Source organism: Haloarcula sp. K1 (genome assembly GCF_001647155.1).
Lineage (GTDB): Archaea > Halobacteriota > Halobacteria > Halobacteriales > Haloarculaceae > Haloarcula > Haloarcula hispanica.
The window spans coordinates 46,002-65,717 of sequence record NZ_LRHL01000010.1; the positions used below are offsets into that span (position 1 = coordinate 46,002).

Sequence of the window (19,716 nt, forward strand, 5' to 3'; positions counted from 1 at the left end):
CTCAAATACTGAAGCTACTGTAGTCAAACCGCCCTGAATAGACGGTGTGCTACTGAGAGACAGTATTGCACGAGAGCTGTTTGCGTACTGACGCACCCACGACGAACGTACCAGCGCAGTCGTATCGGCTATCACAGCGTCGATCCAACTACGTGACTGTGTGGTCCTCACTGGTTACTGACCAGGCTATCCTGTGTGGCCCCTCACTCGCTTGCAGCGATGTTCTCGGCAGCCATTTCCGGGTCAATCTCGCCCTGCAGCCGTTTCTCGGCCTGGTCGCGGTCCGCTGGATAGCCGATATCGTTCCGCCAGCCGTCCATGCGGATCGCGTCGATCGTCCGCCCGGAGTGCAACAGGAGGTCAATCGCGTCACTGATCTCGTACTCGCCGCGGTTGGAGGGCTGTACCAGATGGCAGGCGTGGAAGATGGCCGGCGTGAACGTATAGAACCCGGTCATCACTAGGTTCGACGGCGGGTCCTCCGGTTTCTCGACGACTTCGGTGATCTCGCCGTACTTGTTGGTGTCACAGACACCGTACCGCCCGGCCTCATCCCATGGGACTTCCTCAACGAGGAAAGCGGCGTCGGCACGTTCCTCCGCCTGCCGGTTGACGACATCTCGGAGGTTCGCTTCGAAGATGTTGTCGCCGAGCATCAGCATGAAGTCGTCGTCGACGTGCTCCTCGACGGTCAGAAGCGCGTGTGCGAGGCCGTTCTGTTCGCGCTGGTGGGTGTAGGTGATCGGGACGCCTTCGAACTCGTCCTCGTAGTGATTAATGATGGCCTGCTTCTTGTAGCCGACAACTACCAGCAGTTCGTCAGCGCCTAGTTCGATCAACTGCTCGAAGCAGTGGGTCAGAATCGGTTTCCCCGCGACCTCTACCATTCCCTTCGGCTTGTCTTCGGTCAGCGGGCGGAGACGGGTCCCCTCACCAGCGGCGAGTACGACAGCTTTCATATATCTCAATTCGTTGGCCGTCCGATAAAACTCTTGTCGAATTATAAGATCCGAATTATAATATCCGCCCCTCGACTACTGCCGCCCGATGAACGTCAGTATTGTCGGGAGCGGATACGTCGGGACGACGGTCGCGGCGTGTCTTGCGGATCTCGGACACGAAGTGGTAACGATAGACATCGACGAGGACATCGTCGACACGGTCAACGACGGCCGGTCGCCGATACACGAACCTGGCCTCGACGAACTCGTCGCCGAACACGGCGGCGGTCGACTTCGGGCAAGTACCGACTACGACGAGATCCTCGATACTGAACTGACGATGCTGGCGCTCCCGACGCCCTCGAACGACGACGGGAGCATCGACCTCCAGTTCATGGAAGCCGGTGCGGCATCCGTCGGCGAGGCGCTGGCCGGTGCCGAGAACGCGGCAACGGATCCACACCTCGTCGTCACGAAGTCGACTGTCGTCCCAAACACGACCGAGGACCGGCTCGCCCCCCGTATCGCCGACGCCGGTCTCGAACGCGGGACGGACTTCCTCGTCGCGTCCAATCCCGAGTTCCAGCGCGAGGGGACGGCCGTGGCGGATTTCCTGAACCCCGACAAACTCGTCTTCGGGACGGACGACGACCGTGCGACGGCGCTTCTCAACGAACTGTACGAACCGCTTCGCGAGGCCGCTGACGATGATGTGCCGGTCGTCGAAACCGGTATCGCCGAGGCCGAGATGATAAAGTACGCCAACAACACGTTTCTGGCGACGAAAGTCAGCCTCATCAACGACATCGGGAACATCTGCAAGGAGTTCGGCGTCGACGCCTACGAGGTCGCCGATGCCATCGGACTCGACGACCGCATCGGCGACCAGTTCCTCCGGAGCGGCGTTGGCTGGGGCGGCAGTTGCTTCCCGAAGGACACGGACGCCATCATCGCCGCGGCACGGGAGCAGGGCTACGACCCTGCTGTTCTTTCTGCGGCCGTAGAACTGAACGACGACCAGCCCAAGCGCCTCCTCTCCCTACTTGACGACCACGTCGACGTGTCCGGCAAACGCATCGCCGTTCTCGGCCTGGCGTTCAAACCCGGAACGGACGATATCCGGAACACGCGCGCGGTTCCGGTCATCGAGGGACTCAAAGAACGTGGCGCGGAAATCGTCGCCTACGACCCCGTTGCCACCGAGAATATGCGCGAACGCTATCCCGACATCGAGTACGCCGACTCGGCCGCAACCGCTCTCGCGGGGGCATCAGGCGCTGTTGTCGTCACTGACTGGGACGAGTTCGCAGCGCTCGACGCTGCGTTCGACGAGATGGCAGACTCCGTCGTCGTTGACGGTCGACGCATCATCGAGCGGCGCGACGGCATCACCTACGAAGGATTGACCTGGTAGCGCAGTCAGTTACCTGCCTGTATTTGCCTGTCGATGACGGCTACCGTGCCGGCAGCGAGTAGCGCCACAACGAGCACGGTCGGGTCCGAAGACACGTACAGGCTCGGTGTCGGCGGCCGCCAGTTCGTGAACGGATACAGCCAGGCGCTCGCTCGCCCGTCGGCGTACACTCGCATCCCATCGAGCAGCAGCGACGTGAGGCCGCCGAACGTCACGAGTCCGAACACGCGCCGCCAGTGGCGTCTCTCGAATGCGACGGTGATGACACCGGCCAGTAGCAGAACTCCGCCAAGTGTGGAGAGTGGATCGTACGAAAACGGGAGTCCAAGTATAGATTCGACCGTTTTCTCCTCAAGGACGATTTCTAGTTTTATCAGATCGGGAATCGCCGCACCGCCCATCCCAACGATGACCCAGCGCTGATCGAGCCAGTCGATGCGCCAACTCGCGACCGTCAAAAGGATGTATGGTACGAGCAGGTGAGTCAGCAGGTCAGCCATTGCGTGCCTCCATCGTCCACGTCTCTCGGTCAATTCGCCAATACCGGAAGAACAGGAGCAGGAATCCGAGTGCGCCGACAGCCGAGGCACCGTACTTGTAGAACTCCGCCCACCGACTGCTGTTGACGACTTCGACGCGCTCGGCTGCTATCGTCTGATTCGATTCAAGCGTTCCGTACACCTGAACGACGCCACCGGGTTCGACGGCCGCTTCCGTCCCAGTGACCCTGAGCGTTATTGCCGTCCCGTCGCTTTCGGCCCTGATTGCCATTCCGCCATCGCCGGTCTCTGTCACTGTTCCAAACACCATGAGGTGCTGTCCGACGTACGACTCGTACCCGGTCGAAAGGTCTGCAGCATCTGGATACGGGGACCGCTGCTCTTCTGTAACTGCCGCGTGGACGAACAGTCCACCGAGTATCAGACACAGCACAAGTACGATGACGGCACGAACCCAGACGCGCACACTCTCTGTTCTTTCGGTGGGTACAATGGTCGTTTCGCTTCAGAACCACAGCGTGTCTGTCTCCGAAAATCACTCGATAGTGACGTTGCCGCCGTCGTACACTGTCCGTTCTGTGACTTCGACAGTCGTTTCACTTCCGCTATCGGTCGTCACGGTGTACGTCCCGGGGTTTGCGACGGTAACAGTGAACTCACCGTTGCGGTCGGCTGTCGTCTGGCGCTCGTAGTCGACCTCTCTGTCCGAGACAGCGACTGTCGTTACGACCGAGACGGTCGAATTCGGGGCTGCAGTCCCCCGAATCTCCCCACCGGGAACGACCGCGAACGCCTTGTGGCTCCCGTCTTCGCTCGTGAAGAGCGGCCGGTAGCGGGCCAGTCCGTCCACATCTCCGTTCTGGCTTCCGAAGTGCTGGTGTAGTCGAGCGTACATCGTGCTCGGTTCCTCCAGTTCCATCTCTGTCGTTACGACGTATCCGACTCGACCGGAAATCCGATTGTGGGCCTCGTCGGGGTCCGTCGCTGCGAGAAACGGCCCGTACGTCTGGCGAGCGTAGCCGTAGCTCTGTGACTCGCCGTTGACGAAGTAGTTGTACATACGGTTCTGTCCCCAGCGGCTGAGGACGTAGTTTTCGGGGTATTCGAGCCCGCGATCGGCGGCGTCTGCCTCGATTGCAGTCGCCGCGTCGTATGTCCCGTCCTCGACGAGCACCTGACTCGTCTTCACCGGCACCTGCACCATCCCGAGGGCCCCGAACAACAGGAACAGTACGACCAGCGATGCAACTGCCCGGCTGTCGGGAACGAGTACGTCTCGAAGGTCGCTGTCGCCAGTCGTCAGCACCGGTCGGGCGAGATCGACCCACGAGGCGGCCCAGACGAACGCGAGGCCGGCGAACAGCGCGAGAAACGGGGCCAGTTCCCCGACGAAGCGGACCTGAATCACGGAAAGAGCTAGCAGTACCCAGGCATAGCTACTGGCGACGAGCCAGCCGCTCCGGTCGTTCCGAGCGAGGTCGATGCCCCACACCATCGCCGGGAGTGCCAGGAACAGTGTCAGGCCGAGCAGGAACAGGAAGCCGAAGGCGTCTGCGCTGAACAGTCCGTACGTCTCGGCGATCGCGTCGGACCGAAACAGCGTATCGAGCCGCCTGTCGAACGTGGCCCACTGTTCTGTGAAGCCGAAACGAAAGACGAGGATGGTGACGATGCCAAGCCCGAGATCGACCACAGCCAGTTGTCTGGCAGTGCCACCGAATCGCCTGGCCGCTTCTGCTGTCGCGATGACGACGACAGTGCCCAGCGTCAGCAGTGCTGGCGTGCTAGCGACGAGCGCAGTCTGCCAGCCGGTGACAGTATGAACACTCCAGGCGAGTATCGCGCCGAGGCTAACGCCGGCAAGGACCGGCGCGTTCCTGACCAGTGCCGACCGGTCGTTTGAGCCATCCAGCAGTGTCTGTCCAAGCACCACCAGACAGACCGGCAGGACAAGCAATGGCCCGGCTTCCCACGCAAGTACCTGTCCGGCAATCCCGACACCGATACCGACCGCGGCGATCCACGGCTGTGGTCGACGAAGCGACGTTCGGCTCGTGGCCGTCGTTAGCGCGACCACGAGTGCAAGCGCGGTGAGTCCCAGCCAGGGATAGTCGAAGGCGTGGTGATCTGCGAAACCCAGGCTCGTCCGAAAGGCGTGGCCGGGAATAAATGCCAGGAAGAGGACCGATGCGAGACCGACACGCCGATCGCTGGACACCCGCACCGCGAGTAGATAGAGCAGGACGCCCGTGACGAGTGCCGACACGACCGGATACCAGGCGAGAACGTGGCCAATAACTGCTTTGCTCCCGCCGAAGAGGCTGGCGACCCACCAGAGCGTCGCGATCGTGAGTGGCTCCCCGTTGGTTACTACATCCGGAATCACGGAGAGCGCTCCGAAATCGGCCGCGCCGCCGGCGTTGGCCGCGACCTGCTCGACGTGATACCTGTAGTAATACGGATCGTTACTCGACAAGACGATGTCGTCGCCGCGGTAGATCGACCCGATGACGTACGTTCGGGCGACAAACACGACCGCTAGAGCAGCGACGAGCAGGCCAGTTGCTCGCGCGTCGAAATCAAACCGCAGCGCGTCACCGAGAGCCGTCCCGCTCTCGCTGTCGCTGCCGACCCCGGATTTGCCGTCGAGTGCGGCCCGCACGGCGTCGGGATCAGCGACGCGGTACTCGTCACCGTCTTTCTCGACGATGCCCGCGGAGACGAGTTCACCGAACTGGCCCGAATCGATGGGAATGTCGTCAAACGTCCAGCCGTCCTGTTCGTCGTCGACGGCCAGAACCGCCGCTGTCGCGTCTCGTAGCTCGGGCCGGTCATCGAGTACCGCTCCCGCCCCGGGCGTATCGCTCATGTATCTTCTCTTTCCGGTCTGGCGAATAAATCCATCGGGACTCGCCGTCTACGTGTTTGCCGACTCTAGCGCCGCTCGAATCGCCGATTCTACGTCGTGTTCCGGCGTCCAGCCCAGTACGTCCGTCGTTCGGCCGGTGTCGACCGGGAACGAATCGACGAGCGTCTCGTCGTCGCCACGCGGGTTCTCGACCAGTTCCACGTCGGCATCGATGTCGGCGGCCGAGGCGGCGATATCCTCGACGAGTTTGGCGACGGTGTGAACGCCCGGGTCTTCGTCGCTGGCGATCTCGTATTTCTCGACGCCGGTCTCGCCGCGGTCCAGTTGCTCCAGTAGCCGTTCGCAACTGTCGACGTACGCCCGGGCCACGTCCTTGACGTGAATGAAGTTCCGGGACTGCGTTCCGGGCTCGTAGACGGTCAGCGTCTCGCCAGCGAGCGCGCGGTTCACGAAGAAGTTGATGACAGTCCCCTTTGAGACGGTTTGACCGTCTATCTCGTGACTGCCGTAGAGGTTCGAGATCATGAACTGGTGGGCCGGGAACGTGCCGTCGGCGTACGTCTCGATGTCACGCTCGTTGAGCAGTTTCGTCCGCCCGTACCAGTTCAGCGGGTCTCGGGGGTGGTCGACTGTAATCGGGAACTCCTGTGGGTCGCCGATGACGGCCATCGAGAACGGGAAAATCAGCGCTGCGCCAGTCTTCCGACAGAACCAGGCGACGTTGTCGGTTCCCTGGACGTTGACCTCGTAGGCAAGGTCCTGTTTCTCCTCACAGTCGTCAACTCCCGACACCGCGGCGAGGTGCATCACGACGTCGGCACCGTCTAGCACCGCTTCCAGTCGGTCCCGGTTCCGGATATCGACGTGTTCGATGTCGACATCGCCGACTGACCGCACGGTACCGCGATAGAAGTTGTCGATAGCGGTGATCTCCCAGTCGGGGTGGGCCTGCTGTAGCTCGTAGATGACGCGGCTGCCGATGTAGCCTGCACCGCCGGTGACGGCGATGTGGGACGTGGTGTCTGTGGGTTCTGTCTCAGGCATTGGTGGTGAATTTCTCCGCGAGGTCGCGAACGCCCTCGCGGAGCGTCCACGATGGTTCGAAGCCAGTCTGACTCAGTCGGTCGAAGTTGACGTGATACGACGGGCCGGGATGCTCGTCTTCGAGGTAGGTCACGTCGACCGGGGCGACCTCATCGGCGACGATGTCGGCGATCTCCGAGATCTGGTAGTTCGCGTCCATCGACCCGACGTTGTACACTGGTTCGTCCCAGGACTCGGGGTCACACGCCGCCTCCGCGTAGGCGCGGGCAGCGTCCTGAACGTGGATGAACGGCCGCCAGTTCGAGCCGTCGCCGTAGACGGTGAGCGGGCGGTCGGTGAGCGCGCGGAACACGAAGTAGTTCACGACGAGGTTGAACCGGATGCCCGGCGAGTGGCCGAAGTTGGTAGCCATTCGCAGGGCGGTGCCAGTCATATCGAACTCCTCGCAGTACTCCTGCAGTAGCGTCTCGGACTGCAGTTTCGTCTCTGCGTAAGGGTTGATGGGATCCGGGTCGACCGTCTCGTCGATGTCGGTGCTGGTCGCGCGGCCGTAGACGTTACACGAAGAGGCGAAGACGACGTGGTCGACGCCGAGTTTGCCGGCCGCAGTCAGGACGTTCTCAGTGCCGTCGTAGTTGATGGCGAACGTCTCGTCGCGGCGTTCGTGGGTGCTCGATGCGCCCGTGATAGCCGCGAGGTGGATGACGCGGTCGACGCCGCGCATGGCGCTCTCCACGTCGCCGTACTCGCGGACATCGCCACGGCGGAACGCGAGGCCGTCGCCGAGCGTCCCCAGCAGCGCCCGCGGCGACCCCGAGGACAGGTCGTCGAAGACGACGATGTCGTCGACGCGGTCGTCCTCTCGGAGCAGTGGAATCAGCGCGCTGCCGATGTAGCCACAGGCCCCGGTGACCAGCACGTCCATCGTCAGTCCTCGCTCAGGACGCCCGGCAGGAACCGGTCCTCGTGGGCTTCGATGGTGTCGGCGTACCGCGTCAGCGTCTCGAAGATGTCGCCGACGCCGTCCTCGAAGGACTGGGACTGGCCGCCGATGAGGTCGTCGTAGCGGTCGTTCTCGATCTCCATCTTGTGGGTCTCGTCCTCGTCGCGGGGGTTCTCGAAGTGCTCGACGTCGACGTCGAGGTCGTACTCGCCGCCCACGTCGGCAATCGTCTCGGCGATTTCGACGATGCTGATGGCGCGCGTGACCTGATTGTACACCGTCAGTCCGTCAGGACGTTCGTCAGGGTCGGTCAGCGCCACTTCAGCCAGCCCTTCGACGGCGTCCTCTAGCGAGATGAACGGCTTGCGCTGTTCGCCCTTGCCGTAGACGGTGACGGGGTAGCCCGCGACGGCCTGCGCACAGAAGCGGTGCGTGACCGTGCCGAAGTAGTAATCGAAGTCGAAGCGGGTCTTGAGCCGGTCGTCCTCGCGGGTCTCCTCGGTCTCTGTCCCGTAGACGATGGCCGTGCGAACGTCCGAAATCGGGATGTCGAACTGCGTGTGGGCCAGGCGCATGTTCTGTGCGTCGAAGCCCTTGGTCGCGTGGTACCAGCTCCCGCCCATGTTGGGGAACGGCACGTCGTCGCGCTCGCTCTGGTTCTCCATCGCCGCACCGCCCTCCGGAATCGGGAACTCCGGCGCGCCGTAGACGCCCGTCGTCGTCGTCTCGACGAAGTGGGTGTCAGTGAGGTCGTGTTCCTCGAGCCCCCACAGGAGGTTCCGCGTCGCCTGGAGGTTGTTGTGCTGGGTGTAGTTCGCCCGCTCGCCGTTGATCTGGGAGTACGGCGCGGAGGGCTGGGCGGCGGTGTGGACGACGACCTCGGGTTCGTGGACCGTCAGCAGTTCGTCGACGAAGGACTTCTCGGCGAGGTCGCCCTCGACGAAGGAGAGGTTCGTCAGCCCGTGGACCTCGCGAGCCGCGTCGAGGCGTTCGTCGATACTGGCGACCGGTGTCGCGCTCGTCGCGCCGACGTCCTCGACCCACTCTCTTCGGGCGAAGTTGTCGACAAGCAGTACTCGGTCGTCCGTTCGGTCCGCGATTCGCAGTGCGGCCGGCCACCCGACGTAGCCGTCGCCGCCAGTGATGAGGATGGTCATAGTTACTCAGTTAGTGAGTAACTGCGACGCGTAATCAATCTTCTGTTCAGTTGCCTGCTAGTCTCGTACAGCCTGACTACTCATGAAACACGTATTCGTCCTCAAAACAGCACTGTTCACCCGCTACTGGGTGATATCGAACTGCTCGAAGTATTCCGTGACGTACTGGTTCGCGTCTGCCGGAACCTCTGTGACGATGCGATACGAGTCGTGCTGGTCGTCGAGTGCTATTTCGGCCCCGTTGTCGGGGACGGCTCGATACACAATTGGTACCGTGTGCCGGGAGTCGACGCCATCAACTGAAGAAACGTCCCAGAAGTGTTCGCTGACACCGAGCTGTTCCGTCGCAACCGATGTGAGGCCAAGCTCCTCTCGGGCGATGCGCGCCGCCGCGTCGTCCAGTCGCTCCCCCTTGCAGAGGCGACTCCCCGGCCAGAACCACTCGCCTTTGGCTGGCTCGTTCTGACGTCGTGTGAGTACGATTCCGTCCTCGTACTCGACGACGAGGTCGACACAGGGCTGGGGCATGTTGTCGAGACAGGTGGCGAACGTCTCCGTCGGAATGCGTTCGTCGTGGCGGTCCATACCTCCCGCTTGCGGGCCGCCGGTGAAACCGCTCCGCTTCTCGCTGTTTCGCAACCGTTAAAACTGCCCCTGTCTTCTATCCGATTGCTATCGCACGGGCCGGTGGGGTAGCCTGGTATCCTTCGGCCTTCGGGTGGCCGTAACCGCGATTCGAATTCGCGCCGGCCCATACCATACAAACCCTTTTTCCCGGGTTTCCTAACAGTTAGCGGCCGCTCTACGGGGTGGTCGCTGTGAGTATTCAGCGGGCTCACGAGCTGTCCATCTGCGACTACTGCGGCGGCTACATCGAATCACCGCGACAGCCGTGCCCGGCGCTAGACGAGGGGGTGTGTCGTCCATGAGCCGTGCTAGCCGGAGCTGGCAGGCGAGCGACGACCTGCCTCAGTCTGTTGGTGGCCCGTCGACGTTGTCGATGCCCGACGACTGGACGCTTTCGACGGCGTGGAAGCGCGCACAGTCCGAGAACGACCGTGGTGGGGCCATCAACGACGCCGAGCGTGTGGTCTACCTGAGCGACGGCGACAGCACTCATCGCGTGCTGTGGGCGCTACAGGGCCGCACACTCGTCGCAGACTGCGACTGCGCCGGCTACCAGTACCACGGCGGCTGGTGTGCCCACGTCGCTTCGCTGTGGTGGCAGTGGGTCCGCGGGCAGATCGTTGTCGCACATCTCGATACCGGCCGCGAGTACCCATCACCACCAGCATGGCTCCGCCTCGACGACGAACCGACCGCTTTCAACCAACTCACTCCTGCCGAACTCGACGCTTACCTGACCTGTGACCTCGGAAGCCTCGGGGTTCGGGAGTACGCCCGACTCTCCGGTCGCTCGCCCGGAACCATCGGGAACCTACTCCGCTCTGCCCGTGACGAGATGGAGGGCCGCCGATGACACAGGCGCGCACGCCCGCCCTAGCGCGTGACCTTCTGGCGACCCCATGGGGGGCTGTCCTACACGTACCAACATCGGCGTCCGTCACCGCGCCGTATGGGGATTCGTCCCCGTCTTACGAGGAGGTGGCTAGTCAGACATGACTGGTGGAAGCCAACTTCACGAAGAAGATGGGAGTGACAAAATCACCTTCCGTCTGTCGACCACGCTGAAAGAACAGTACAAAGAACAGGTCGACAACATGAGCGCCGATCTAGAGGAATACGTTCGTCAGCGCGTTTCGGAGCCGGAGACTGATGGCGGGCTTGAACCATATACTGACCCGGACAATCGAGAACTTGCCATTGCCTACCGGACGCTCTGCGAGAAGCGCACTGATAACGGCATTGTCCGAGGGGAAAGCGCGAAGCGTGCACTTGCTCAGGCCGTCGATAGTATCGACCAACAAGACGCACAGCGCCTTCTTGCCCGACTTGAGAAACGCGGGTATGTCCACCTTCAGAACGGGATACCACCAAGCGACTACACCGCTGTCCACGTCCGACCGTTCTCACGTAAGGGTGGAACTCAGAACCAAACTGCCGATGCGTGATTTCCGTCTTGCTTAGTTAATTATTAACTAAGCAACAGGTTTTATTTTGTATATCGCCCCATCAAAGACTATGACTCGAAATACAACCGGTGTGTCGATGCCCGAGTCAATGGTCGAAAACATAGACGAGAGATACGTAGCGGCTGGATATCACAGCCGATCCGATTTAATCCGAGATGCGGTTCGTGACAAGTTGTCTCAGATTGAACACCAGTCAAAGTAACCTGTTTCTCTATTCTCTGCTGTTGACAACAAGCGAGCACCCTTGGTAGTAGTGCCACTATCGCCGGCCGCATGGCCGCCAGCGAGGAAACAGACAGCTCCCAACCCGCGGACCCTTCTACAGTAGCGGAATTAGAGGCGCTACCGTACAGCGAGAAACAGCGTCTCGCTGGGGAACACGGGTACGGGCGAATTGTCGGTGTAGAGGAGGCAGAATTAGAGAATTTTCTCACAGATACACTCGCACTCAGTGAGAGCGAGAACGTCGACAGTGGCAACGATAGCGAACCGGAGGGAGGAACCCAGACAGTGACAAACTCAGAGAGTACGAGCGCCAGCACAGAAACACAGACAGACGCCATCTCCGTCGGTCACGAGGGGAAAGAGAAGCTATCCCCTGAAGGAGCGCCAGACGACGAAGGAACAGCAGTAGAACCACCCAGCGGTGTCGACTTAGACGGGCTGTCACCAGACGACCTCGAACCGAGTGAGTCGGCGTCACCAGCGAACCAGAGCGAGAATAGCGAACACGCTGAAAAACCAAAACAGCAGGAGCAGAACGACAGTAGCGAGAACAGCGAGGATAGCGGTGGCTTGTTGGACCGGATACGCGGCAATAGCGACCGTTCAACAGACGAAATCGTAGCGGAAGCAGATAGCGAGGGAGAACGACAGCGCCGCGAGGAAGTCCGTGAGACGTTTGCTGATGCCTTCGGGGAAGAGTCAGGAGAGAGCGGCGATAGTGCCGAGGAACAACCCGACTCCGGCGGTGCCCACTCACCAGCGGGAACCCAGCAGGCTAGCGGCATGGTAGTTGATGAGACGGTCGTGAAGCACCTCATTGGAATGCCCTTCTCGATGACCGCGACGATGACTGACTGGGAGGGCTGGGAACTCTCTGAACAGGAGAAAGCGGCCAACGCAGAGCTGTTCATCGCCATGTGTGATGAGCACGATGTCGATGTCGGCCCGACAGCGATGTTCGCTCTATCGATGCTGGGAACCGCTGGGGGCCGAGCGATGCGCTATCGTCGCCATCGAGATACTGACCCGGTTGAGACTGACCGGAAACAGAGCGAAGACCCTCCTGAATTCAACGACGACGTGACAGCGGTACGTGGTCAGGACGGCCGCCGAGATCGCCGCGACACTCGCGCCGAACACAGAGCAGAACAGAGCGAGAACAGCGCAGAAAGCGAATTCGATTTTGAAGACAGCAGTACCTGGTAATCATGCAGGAAATCATTCAGCAGCTCGCGTTAGTAGCGAGTCAGGCAGACGAATCGCCCGAAGAACGAACGCAGCGACTCAAACAAGTTGCCGACGACAGTGGCGCAACGGCCCGGACACTCTACGAGGTGGAGGAAGATCTTCGCGGACTGGGATGGTCCGCTCTCGTCGACAATGAGGAAACAGTCGACCAGATCGAGGCGAAGCTACAGGGGTTCGCTCCGATGTTCGGCCTCGACCCACAACGCGCGGAGGACCAGTTCGGGCCTGAGACATTCATCCATCTCTTCTCGCAGTACGCGCTCGCGAGGCCGGAGGCGACAGCCTACGCTATCGCTACGCTTGACGACGTACTCACCCGGCGCGGGCTGTACGATGAGCTTGACGTCGACGTACCGGAACTCGGCGAGTACAGCGGCAGCGAGGGGCAATAGCAAGCGATGGATATTGACCTGAGCGAAATCTCGGTCATCCTCGGCCAGAAGAACTCGGGGAAGTCAGTGCTCTTCGAGCACCTGCTGACCCAGACAGAGCGCTACATCTGTATCGATCCGAACGCCGAGCATGGACCACCGGGTGCGGTGTTTCCCGATAACCCCGGTGACGTGCTCGACCACTGGATGCGTGGCAACACTCAGCAGGTGATTCGAGAGAACCCGTTCACCGAGGATGTCCTCGACGAGTACCTTCGAGCGTTCGGCCAGCTCAAGCGGTGTTACCTCTATCTCGATGAGGCACACAACTGGATGTCCGCACATCATATTCCCGAAGTCCTTCAGCACCTCGTGAAGTGGCACGTCACCCACGCTAACTGTGGATTAGTACTCGCCGCTCACAAGGCGAAAGAAGTCCACGATCAGATCTGGACACAGACGGACAACTACCTGATTTTCGCCTACGGAGACCACGAAGACAGCAAGTTCAGCAAGGTGAGTATCCCCGACAAGCACCGGGTGACCGAAATGGACCCGAACGCGTACCAGTTCCTCACGTACAAAGATGTGGCTGGAGCATCATCGACTATCCGAGGGCCGGTTGAGATTCCGGCGCACTTACGATAGCGTAAAATAGCGCGTACAGACTTCTCGCGGCCATTCGCTATCGGTGTTGTCAACAAACAAATACTGAATCATCCCTCGCGGCAACTACTGGTCGCATGGTTTCGACCAGCACAAGCGGAAACTCGGAGTCGGGTGGGTCACCCAGTAGCTCCGGGTCCAATGGTATCGTCGAGTTCCTGAAAACGCCCATCGGAATCGCTGCTGTGGGCGGGTTCGGGGCTGCAATCATCGCGGGCTACTTCATCATCTGAATCATGGCACTACAAGTCTCTGAACGGAACGCTGCTATCGGTGCCAGCGCGGCGGCAGGGCTTCCCGTTCTGATGTCGGCAGGAGGTATCAACATCGAGGATCGACTGGTGGATGTATCGAATGCAGTGTTTGAGGGTGACCTTGGCTCTGCGTCGATGGTGACCGGCGGGGCCTTCTCGCTCATCGGGCTCGGGCTCATCGCGGCAGCATGGGTCGGCCCGCTTCGGGGCTCGCTCGGGATGCTCGCTATCGGTATCGGAATCGGCTTCGCTATGCTCGGTGTCCAGAGCTTCGACGCTGCACGGAGGGCCAACTGATGACCGACGAAACACTCAGCACGGAACTCCAGTACGCGACAGTCTCGGAGAACGTCGCGGGTACGCCGACGCCGATCACGACCTGGGACGTGCCGGAGGGAATCGCTATCTCTATCGCACAGGGATCGCCGGCGATTCTCGACGTTGAAGCCAAGGACGGCGGCAACGTCTCGCGCTCGACGAAGATCGGCTTCGGCTATCGGGAACCAAACGACCCGCTGGATTCGTGGACAGTCATCAGCGAGTTCGCCGTCTCTCCATTCAACACGCTGTCGCTGAAGGACCAGCAGTCCGGCGAGAACGCACAGCGCCGCCGGGTTCGGTTCCTCCGTGACCGAGTTCCGAATGGGCGGTTGACGCTGGAAGACGCTGACGAGCTGGCGCTTCTGGTGAACGGCCCCGACGTGGTCGACCCGGCAACGCTGTTCTTCAACTACCCCATGCAGGTGGACAACCGGTAGACCATGAGCGGAGCCAACGCACGGCCGGGGAAGACGGTCTACCTCGGTTCCGAGATGTTCGATTTCAAGAGCTACCAGCCCGGTTCAGAGGGAATCGTCGCGACGACGAAGGTCCCGAGCACGCAGGTCTGGAAGGTTCCAGTCGGGATGCCGCTGGTGGTAGCACTCGTCGGCAAACAGACAGCGACGGCAGCAGGGGGTGACGCTACCACGGTCGACCTCACTCCCGAGGCCCCGATCGTCGACTACATGGATGACGTGACTGCCGGCGAGTACACGACCGACGCTTCACTCGTCGGCTACTTCGACAGCGACGGTGACGGTGACCCGGATACGCTCATTACTGACAGCACAGACACACAGTACACTGGCACGTTCGGGACTGACGGCGATTTCGTTGCGTCGGCAGAGCTGAAAGAGACGACCGGAAACGGCGATGTCTCAGTCGCCTTCTACGCGGTGATGCGCCACGGGCTGACGAAGATACAGAAGCGCAACAGTGGGAAGGGCAACGTCTCGCAGGAACTTCAGAGCGAAGACAGTATCACATGGGCGTTCTCGAACCCGGATTCGCCGGAGACGGACCGCCAGATCACATGGGACGGACGCAACAGCGGGATGCGCGGTGTCCTCCCGCCGAAGTTCAACATGGACCTGCTGTTCTTCGACACAGAGTTCGCTACGGCCGTTGAGGCGGCCGACGCTGAGAACGTCGAGGTGAGTATCCCGGTGAATCAGCGGCCCCTTCGACCGGATGAGGAGGCTGCTGAACTCCGGCGAAAGGTGACCCAGACCATGGTGGCCTAACGGGCCACCGTTCCAACACATGGTGATTCTACACGACACTGACGACCCAGATAGCAGCAGTACCGATACTGGCTGCCCGTGTGACAGCGGCGGGAACGTGCTTGCAGGGCTTGCGGAGAAGGCCCGGATAGTAGCCGACCTGATAGCGCCGTTCTCGTCGCTGTTGACCTCGCTGGTGCAGGCTGCGACCGTGCTGGCACTGATTCGGGGGCAGTCGATATGAGCGGGTACGGACTCATCGGGACAGATACGCCGATAGACGATCTGCTTGAACAGTACTTCCCCGGCGCACCGAGGAACGTGCTGTACGAGGCTTTCGAAGACGAAACGAACGCGCTGCTGGCGGCCCTGCTGATGGAGATGCGGGGCGACGACATCGACCAGAACGTTTCGGGCGACTCGGAAGCGGTGTACTACAGCGAACCCGGCGTTCCGGTTGACGATACCGACGAAGAGACGGTTTCGTGGGATTTCGCTGCGGATACCGTCGTCGTCTACGGATTTGACTCCCCGATAGTTGTCGCGTTCAAGGCGACAAATAAGGCTGACCGGTTCATCCCCCTGACCCCGTCGGACGCGCCGTTCTCTCTGTCTCCGCCGGGCGGACTGGGTGCCTCAAAGCTGTGGTATCGGAAGATGACCGAGGGAGACGCCAGTACCTCCCTGAACGTGCTGGCACTCAAGTAAAATGACGTTTACAGGACCAAACGCAGTTACCTGGGGCGAAGCGCTCGCGGCACTCCGCGACAACATCGACAGTATCAGTGGCTGGAGTATCATCGACACATCGGCCAACGGCGGTGCGACTCCGCTCACTGCTGGTGAGTGGTTCGTGCTGGAGACGCCGAACGGCGAGAACCACCGTCTCAAAATCCGAGATAACAGATACAGCGGTGGCATAACCATGGAATCCGGTCCCTCGTGGGATACCGCGAACACGACATGGGAAGACCGCTACGCCAACGATATCGCACAAAAGACTGGAAGCGACGGATACGGCGATCCGATGGCGTACGCTCCAGACGACCGGGGTGGTGAGCGTATGTCCATGTCTCACTCTGTGAGCTACTACCTGGACTACACAGACTCGGGATGGGTGTTCTACGCGGAACGGAACGAGGGTGACGGTAACGACGAAGATCTCGCCATCGGGATGGCTGAACTCTCGAAGACATGGGACTTCGACTCTGCGGCCAACCGCGAAAGCAACTACGCGACTCTATGGCACGCACAGGCGTTCAACGCCGACTACGATAATAGAGAAAAGAGGCAGTGGACAAACTTCCTCCCGGCGATGAGCGGCACGCAGTCGGGAAGCACACACCACGGCCGCGGGATGGTGAATCCCGACAACAACTACGCGAACTACACCACGACCGACAATGTCGTTGCCAGTTCGCAGTATCGGAACAACCGCAACAACGATGCAATCATTGGGACCCATGACCTGTGGATTCGGGAGGAAAGCGGTCAGGACGCAAGCCACGAGGACACGATACAGGATAGCGGTGCGAACAACCTGTACAAGCTCCTGAAGGCCCACAACGTCGCGCAGGTCGGTATCGGGATGAGGTAATCCGATGGCGACGTACACTGAAGCACCGGCCGGGACAACCGTAGGGAGCCAGACGCGCCCAATCCCGGCGAGGACGGGAACCGCTGCTGACGGGGAAACACTGAGTACGGAGCGTCCAGCTCCGCAACGGGCGGCGGCTGTCGCAGCTGGTGCGACGACCGACACGATACGGCCCCGTCCACGTCGGCCCGGTGACCGAGCGGATACGGTCACCGTCTCCCTCGACCGGCCACGGGTCACCCGTTCTCGGGACCACGCCACCAGCACCGACCGGAGCGGGGTACTTATTCCCGCAGCATTCCGGCCGGTGAGAGTTTCGGTGGTGGATCCAGACGGGAATCCACTACCCGAAGTTGAATGGGTGATGTCGGCTGGTGTGTTCCCGACAGCGGCCGCTATCGACGGTAGCGCACAGGGAGACCTCCCGTGTCTTGCTACGACGTACAGCCAGTTTATGGGCGTAGCGCGCCGTGACGGTGGTCCTAACGGAGTTCAGTACACATGGTTCTCACCGGCTATCGATGCCGATGGGAATCCACTACAGGAGCCTATCGGCCCGCTTGATGACAGTGCTGAGATCGTTCTCAACCCGGTCGAGATCAAGGGTCTGTACGCTGGGACCGGGGCAGACTTCGGAGGGATGTTAGGATAATGGTGAACCTGAATATCGACCAATCAGAGCCGTATATCGACAGTATAGACGTACCGAGTGAGGCCCGCCCAGATGAGTCGTTCACCGTGACCGTCACAGTCGGAAACGAGAGCTCGATTATTGCCCCGCAGGATGGGACGTGTCAGAGCGGGATACTCCAGTTCAACACTGGATGGCGGACGCCGGTCATCATCTACGTTGACGGGCAAGAAGTCCATCGAGAAACGAAGTGCCTCGATGGCAATAGCGCCCCGAAGACGGTGACCAAGCGAGTAACGCTGGGTAGTGGAGAACACAGCGTCACCGCGGAAGTGCTGAAAGTTCCGAATGACACGGTTGCAGAAGAGCGGGCGGCGGAGGTAACCGTTCACTCTGATGCACAGGACCCGGCCCTGCCGACGACAGGTGACCGACTGACAGAGATGATTAGCGATATCGCAGATGCGCTTGGCGGAACGACCCAGCAGGTGATGCTGGGGTTCGCTCTAGCCGTCGTGCTGCTGGTGGTGATCTGAATGGTGACGTTCGCTGGCGGTATTCCAGACGGCGGGCTCGTACTGGAATCAGTCGGAACGACCTCGTTCGCTGTGTACAGTCCCGACGATCCGCGTGTCGACCGACGGCAGGAATACGAGCCACAGCTACAGGCCGAAGTGACGAACACCTCGTTCAAGGAACGAGAGGCAGCGGTCATCTGGACATTCGATGATACCCATGTCCAGAGTCAGACTGAGACGATTGAAGCCGGACAGACGGCTACAATCTCGAATCGGGTTCCGTGGGAGAGGCTACAGGAGAACTTCGACCTGATTCCGGGCGACTACGAACTCGGTGTGCAGCTGCTTGGCGGCCCGTCGTGGGACAAGCAGACGACGACGTACGGAACGATGCACGTCTACGAGAAGCGTGTACCCGACTCCGGTGATGAGCCGAACGACGAACCCACGTACCCACCCATCAGTGACGGCGATCCGCCTGACGGAAGCAGTGACCCGCCGCCTGAGAACACCGGGCCAGAGTCTCCGCCTGCCCTGCTACCTGACGGGTTCCCGACGCTGCCGGCGGTCGGGCCGTTGACTGCCCCACAGACAACGCTCGCAGCCCTCGCGGTCGTTGCGGTGGTGGTGCTTCGATGACGGTAGCACGGCTACTGGGGCAGGTATTCGGTGCGTTGACCGGTACACTTGGTGTGCCCGGAACGCTGCTACTCATCGCCGTCGTCGTTGGCGCCGTGGCAATCTGGAGGGACGCTGATGGTTGAACCGTACACCGCAGCGGCATGGGCGGTCAGCGTCTCATCGATGCTCGTGGTCGGTATCACGGGCTGGGTCGGCCGCCGCGTGGTCGGCTACGTCGAGGAGACGCGCAACGAGGCGCAAGCGGCCCACGAAACCGCAGAGAAAGCTGTCCGTGTTCTCCGAGGTGAGGAAGGGATCGACGACGCCGGGCTCGTCGAGGATGTCCGATCACATCGCCGGGCGCTCGTTGACGAAGGTATCTACCCACCGAAGGCAACGGACGGAGGTGAGAGCGATGCCTGACCTGACGTGGGTACAGCTTGGCGCTCTCATCTGGTTCTGTGTCACGTTGGCGGTCACCGACGGTGCGGCGCTCTCCCGGCTGGGAATCGCGTGGCTGGCGAAGCGGTTAGGACTACGTCCAGCAGAGATAGTACGCTTCGAGGCGGCGGCTGGCGGTGGTGACGAGTGACAGAAGTCATCGATATCCGGTCGCTCCCTCGGACTCGACAGGAGCGGTTACAGCGGTCGAAGTCGTTTGGCGACGTTGCCGAGGAGATCGTGGCTGAGGTGTACGGCTTGGAGGGCCTATCGCTTGACCCGGACTGGTGGGACCTCAGACACCCCAGCAGGGCGACGAAATACCAGGTCAAATCGACATCAACGACAGTCGGCAACAGGTACCCCGGTGACGGTCGCTTTCGGGTCTGGGAAGGACAGACGCGCTCTCTCATCGCATCGGACGCACAGGCGACGGCGTGGTATGCGTTTGTGTTCCTCGATGAGACGGATGGCGTGCTCCGAATCACGCGCATGAAGCCGTCGACGGTGAATAACCTCGTCCAAGATCGGGGCGGATGGAACCGCTCGGGTCACTCGATGGGGAAGCAGCACAAAATCCCGTGGGACGAGGTTTTCTGAGTCTCCAGTTCCCGGGTGAGAGACGGATAGGGTCGGGTA

Annotated in this window: 29 protein-coding genes and 1 tRNA gene; 22 read left to right on the plus strand and 8 right to left on the minus strand. The window is 61.1% G+C overall.

What is annotated here, in order from left to right:
• Nucleotides 1-203: 203 nt before the first annotated feature.
• Nucleotides 204-959, minus strand: a complete 756-nt coding sequence (gene aglF / locus AV929_RS03970) for a UTP--glucose-1-phosphate uridylyltransferase AglF (protein WP_014039467.1) — start codon at nucleotides 957-959, stop codon at nucleotides 204-206.
• Between the two features lie 88 nt (nucleotides 960-1,047).
• On the opposite strand from aglF, the gene aglM reads away from it, so the two are divergent.
• Nucleotides 1,048-2,355, plus strand: coding sequence for a UDP-glucose 6-dehydrogenase AglM (gene aglM, locus AV929_RS03975; RefSeq protein WP_064287517.1), 1,308 nt, complete (start codon nucleotides 1,048-1,050; stop codon nucleotides 2,353-2,355).
• 5 nt (nucleotides 2,356-2,360) lie between these two features.
• Here the strand turns inward: aglM and AV929_RS03980 are convergent, their stop codons facing one another.
• From AV929_RS03980 to AV929_RS04010, 7 genes are all read right to left on the minus strand, one after another.
• Nucleotides 2,361-2,855 carry a hypothetical protein gene (locus AV929_RS03980; protein ID WP_050037524.1) on the minus strand — a complete coding sequence of 165 codons (495 nt, stop codon included), beginning with the start codon at nucleotides 2,853-2,855 and terminating at the stop codon, nucleotides 2,361-2,363.
• The gene (locus AV929_RS03985) at nucleotides 2,848-3,321 is read right to left on the minus strand and encodes a hypothetical protein (protein WP_050037525.1); all 474 of its coding nucleotides are present in this window, start codon (nucleotides 3,319-3,321) and stop codon (nucleotides 2,848-2,850) included. Before AV929_RS03985 ends, AV929_RS03980 begins: the two co-directional genes overlap by 8 nt.
• A gap of 69 nt (nucleotides 3,322-3,390) precedes the next feature.
• Complete coding sequence (locus AV929_RS03990; RefSeq protein WP_064287518.1) at nucleotides 3,391-5,724, minus strand: STT3 domain-containing protein; 2,334 nt, start codon at nucleotides 5,722-5,724, stop codon at nucleotides 3,391-3,393.
• A 48-nt stretch (nucleotides 5,725-5,772) separates the two neighbouring features.
• On the minus strand, nucleotides 5,773-6,768 hold the full coding sequence (locus AV929_RS03995) for an NAD(P)-dependent oxidoreductase (protein ID WP_064287519.1): 996 nt from the start codon (nucleotides 6,766-6,768) through the stop codon (nucleotides 5,773-5,775).
• Nucleotides 6,761-7,693, minus strand: a complete 933-nt coding sequence (locus AV929_RS04000; protein ID WP_050007505.1) for an NAD(P)-dependent oxidoreductase — start codon at nucleotides 7,691-7,693, stop codon at nucleotides 6,761-6,763. The genes AV929_RS03995 and AV929_RS04000 overlap by 8 nt, the downstream gene beginning before the upstream one ends.
• Before the next feature lie 2 nt (nucleotides 7,694-7,695).
• Nucleotides 7,696-8,868 carry an NAD-dependent epimerase/dehydratase family protein gene (locus AV929_RS04005; protein WP_050037528.1) on the minus strand — a complete coding sequence of 391 codons (1,173 nt, stop codon included), beginning with the start codon at nucleotides 8,866-8,868 and terminating at the stop codon, nucleotides 7,696-7,698.
• 123 nt (nucleotides 8,869-8,991) lie between these two features.
• A complete protein-coding gene (locus tag AV929_RS04010; RefSeq protein WP_014039475.1) occupies nucleotides 8,992-9,453 on the minus strand; it encodes a GDP-mannose mannosyl hydrolase in 462 nt (153 codons plus the stop codon).
• A gap of 96 nt (nucleotides 9,454-9,549) precedes the next feature.
• Here AV929_RS04010 and AV929_RS04015 point away from each other — a divergent pair.
• From AV929_RS04015 to AV929_RS04095, 21 genes are all read left to right on the plus strand, one after another.
• Nucleotides 9,550-9,622, plus strand: a tRNA-Pro gene (locus AV929_RS04015).
• A gap of 171 nt (nucleotides 9,623-9,793) precedes the next feature.
• Nucleotides 9,794-10,348 carry an SWIM zinc finger family protein gene (locus tag AV929_RS04020; protein ID WP_004964360.1) on the plus strand — a complete coding sequence of 185 codons (555 nt, stop codon included), beginning with the start codon at nucleotides 9,794-9,796 and terminating at the stop codon, nucleotides 10,346-10,348.
• 139 nt (nucleotides 10,349-10,487) lie between these two features.
• Nucleotides 10,488-10,940, plus strand: coding sequence for a hypothetical protein (locus tag AV929_RS04025; protein WP_064287520.1), 453 nt, complete (start codon nucleotides 10,488-10,490; stop codon nucleotides 10,938-10,940).
• A gap of 97 nt (nucleotides 10,941-11,037) precedes the next feature.
• Complete coding sequence (locus AV929_RS22920; protein WP_369802625.1) at nucleotides 11,038-11,163, plus strand: ribbon-helix-helix domain-containing protein; 126 nt, start codon at nucleotides 11,038-11,040, stop codon at nucleotides 11,161-11,163.
• A 71-nt stretch (nucleotides 11,164-11,234) separates the two neighbouring features.
• Nucleotides 11,235-12,392 carry a hypothetical protein gene (locus tag AV929_RS04030; protein ID WP_064287521.1) on the plus strand — a complete coding sequence of 386 codons (1,158 nt, stop codon included), beginning with the start codon at nucleotides 11,235-11,237 and terminating at the stop codon, nucleotides 12,390-12,392.
• A 2-nt stretch (nucleotides 12,393-12,394) separates the two neighbouring features.
• Entirely contained in the window at nucleotides 12,395-12,826 is a 432-nt protein-coding gene (locus AV929_RS04035; protein WP_064287522.1) for a hypothetical protein, read from the plus strand.
• Between the two features lie 6 nt (nucleotides 12,827-12,832).
• Nucleotides 12,833-13,453 carry a hypothetical protein gene (locus AV929_RS04040; RefSeq protein ID WP_058992728.1) on the plus strand — a complete coding sequence of 207 codons (621 nt, stop codon included), beginning with the start codon at nucleotides 12,833-12,835 and terminating at the stop codon, nucleotides 13,451-13,453.
• Nucleotides 13,454-13,548: 95 nt separating this feature from the next.
• Complete coding sequence (locus tag AV929_RS21715) at nucleotides 13,549-13,704, plus strand: hypothetical protein (protein WP_155120719.1); 156 nt, start codon at nucleotides 13,549-13,551, stop codon at nucleotides 13,702-13,704.
• Between the two features lie 3 nt (nucleotides 13,705-13,707).
• Nucleotides 13,708-14,022 carry a hypothetical protein gene (locus tag AV929_RS04045; RefSeq protein WP_058992725.1) on the plus strand — a complete coding sequence of 105 codons (315 nt, stop codon included), beginning with the start codon at nucleotides 13,708-13,710 and terminating at the stop codon, nucleotides 14,020-14,022.
• Nucleotides 14,022-14,483 (plus strand): hypothetical protein, encoded by a 462-nt coding sequence (locus AV929_RS04050; protein WP_058992723.1) that lies wholly within the window; start codon nucleotides 14,022-14,024, stop codon nucleotides 14,481-14,483. Before AV929_RS04045 ends, AV929_RS04050 begins: the two co-directional genes overlap by 1 nt.
• Before the next feature lie 3 nt (nucleotides 14,484-14,486).
• Nucleotides 14,487-15,290 carry a hypothetical protein gene (locus AV929_RS04055; protein ID WP_064287523.1) on the plus strand — a complete coding sequence of 268 codons (804 nt, stop codon included), beginning with the start codon at nucleotides 14,487-14,489 and terminating at the stop codon, nucleotides 15,288-15,290.
• Between the two features lie 19 nt (nucleotides 15,291-15,309).
• Nucleotides 15,310-15,513: a hypothetical protein gene (locus AV929_RS04060; RefSeq protein WP_064287524.1), complete on the plus strand. Its 204-nt coding sequence runs from the start codon at nucleotides 15,310-15,312 to the stop codon at nucleotides 15,511-15,513.
• Complete coding sequence (locus AV929_RS04065; protein ID WP_064287525.1) at nucleotides 15,510-15,977, plus strand: hypothetical protein; 468 nt, start codon at nucleotides 15,510-15,512, stop codon at nucleotides 15,975-15,977. The genes AV929_RS04060 and AV929_RS04065 overlap by 4 nt, the downstream gene beginning before the upstream one ends.
• A 1-nt stretch (nucleotide 15,978) precedes the next feature.
• Nucleotides 15,979-16,866 (plus strand): hypothetical protein, encoded by an 888-nt coding sequence (locus tag AV929_RS04070; RefSeq protein ID WP_064287526.1) that lies wholly within the window; start codon nucleotides 15,979-15,981, stop codon nucleotides 16,864-16,866.
• A gap of 4 nt (nucleotides 16,867-16,870) precedes the next feature.
• Nucleotides 16,871-17,518 (plus strand): hypothetical protein, encoded by a 648-nt coding sequence (locus AV929_RS21720; RefSeq protein ID WP_155120720.1) that lies wholly within the window; start codon nucleotides 16,871-16,873, stop codon nucleotides 17,516-17,518.
• Nucleotides 17,518-18,033 (plus strand): hypothetical protein, encoded by a 516-nt coding sequence (locus tag AV929_RS04080; protein WP_058992714.1) that lies wholly within the window; start codon nucleotides 17,518-17,520, stop codon nucleotides 18,031-18,033. The genes AV929_RS21720 and AV929_RS04080 overlap by 1 nt, the downstream gene beginning before the upstream one ends.
• Nucleotides 18,034-18,654: a hypothetical protein gene (locus AV929_RS04085; protein ID WP_064287528.1), complete on the plus strand. Its 621-nt coding sequence runs from the start codon at nucleotides 18,034-18,036 to the stop codon at nucleotides 18,652-18,654.
• Complete coding sequence (locus AV929_RS22730; protein WP_255359460.1) at nucleotides 18,651-18,779, plus strand: hypothetical protein; 129 nt, start codon at nucleotides 18,651-18,653, stop codon at nucleotides 18,777-18,779. Before AV929_RS04085 ends, AV929_RS22730 begins: the two co-directional genes overlap by 4 nt.
• Nucleotides 18,772-19,059, plus strand: a complete 288-nt coding sequence (locus AV929_RS04090) for a hypothetical protein (protein WP_064287529.1) — start codon at nucleotides 18,772-18,774, stop codon at nucleotides 19,057-19,059. The genes AV929_RS22730 and AV929_RS04090 overlap by 8 nt, the downstream gene beginning before the upstream one ends.
• A complete protein-coding gene (locus tag AV929_RS21725; RefSeq protein WP_155120721.1) occupies nucleotides 19,052-19,228 on the plus strand; it encodes a hypothetical protein in 177 nt (58 codons plus the stop codon). Before AV929_RS04090 ends, AV929_RS21725 begins: the two co-directional genes overlap by 8 nt.
• Nucleotides 19,225-19,677 (plus strand): hypothetical protein, encoded by a 453-nt coding sequence (locus AV929_RS04095; protein WP_064287530.1) that lies wholly within the window; start codon nucleotides 19,225-19,227, stop codon nucleotides 19,675-19,677. Before AV929_RS21725 ends, AV929_RS04095 begins: the two co-directional genes overlap by 4 nt.
• The last annotated feature ends 39 nt before the right edge of the window (nucleotides 19,678-19,716 follow it).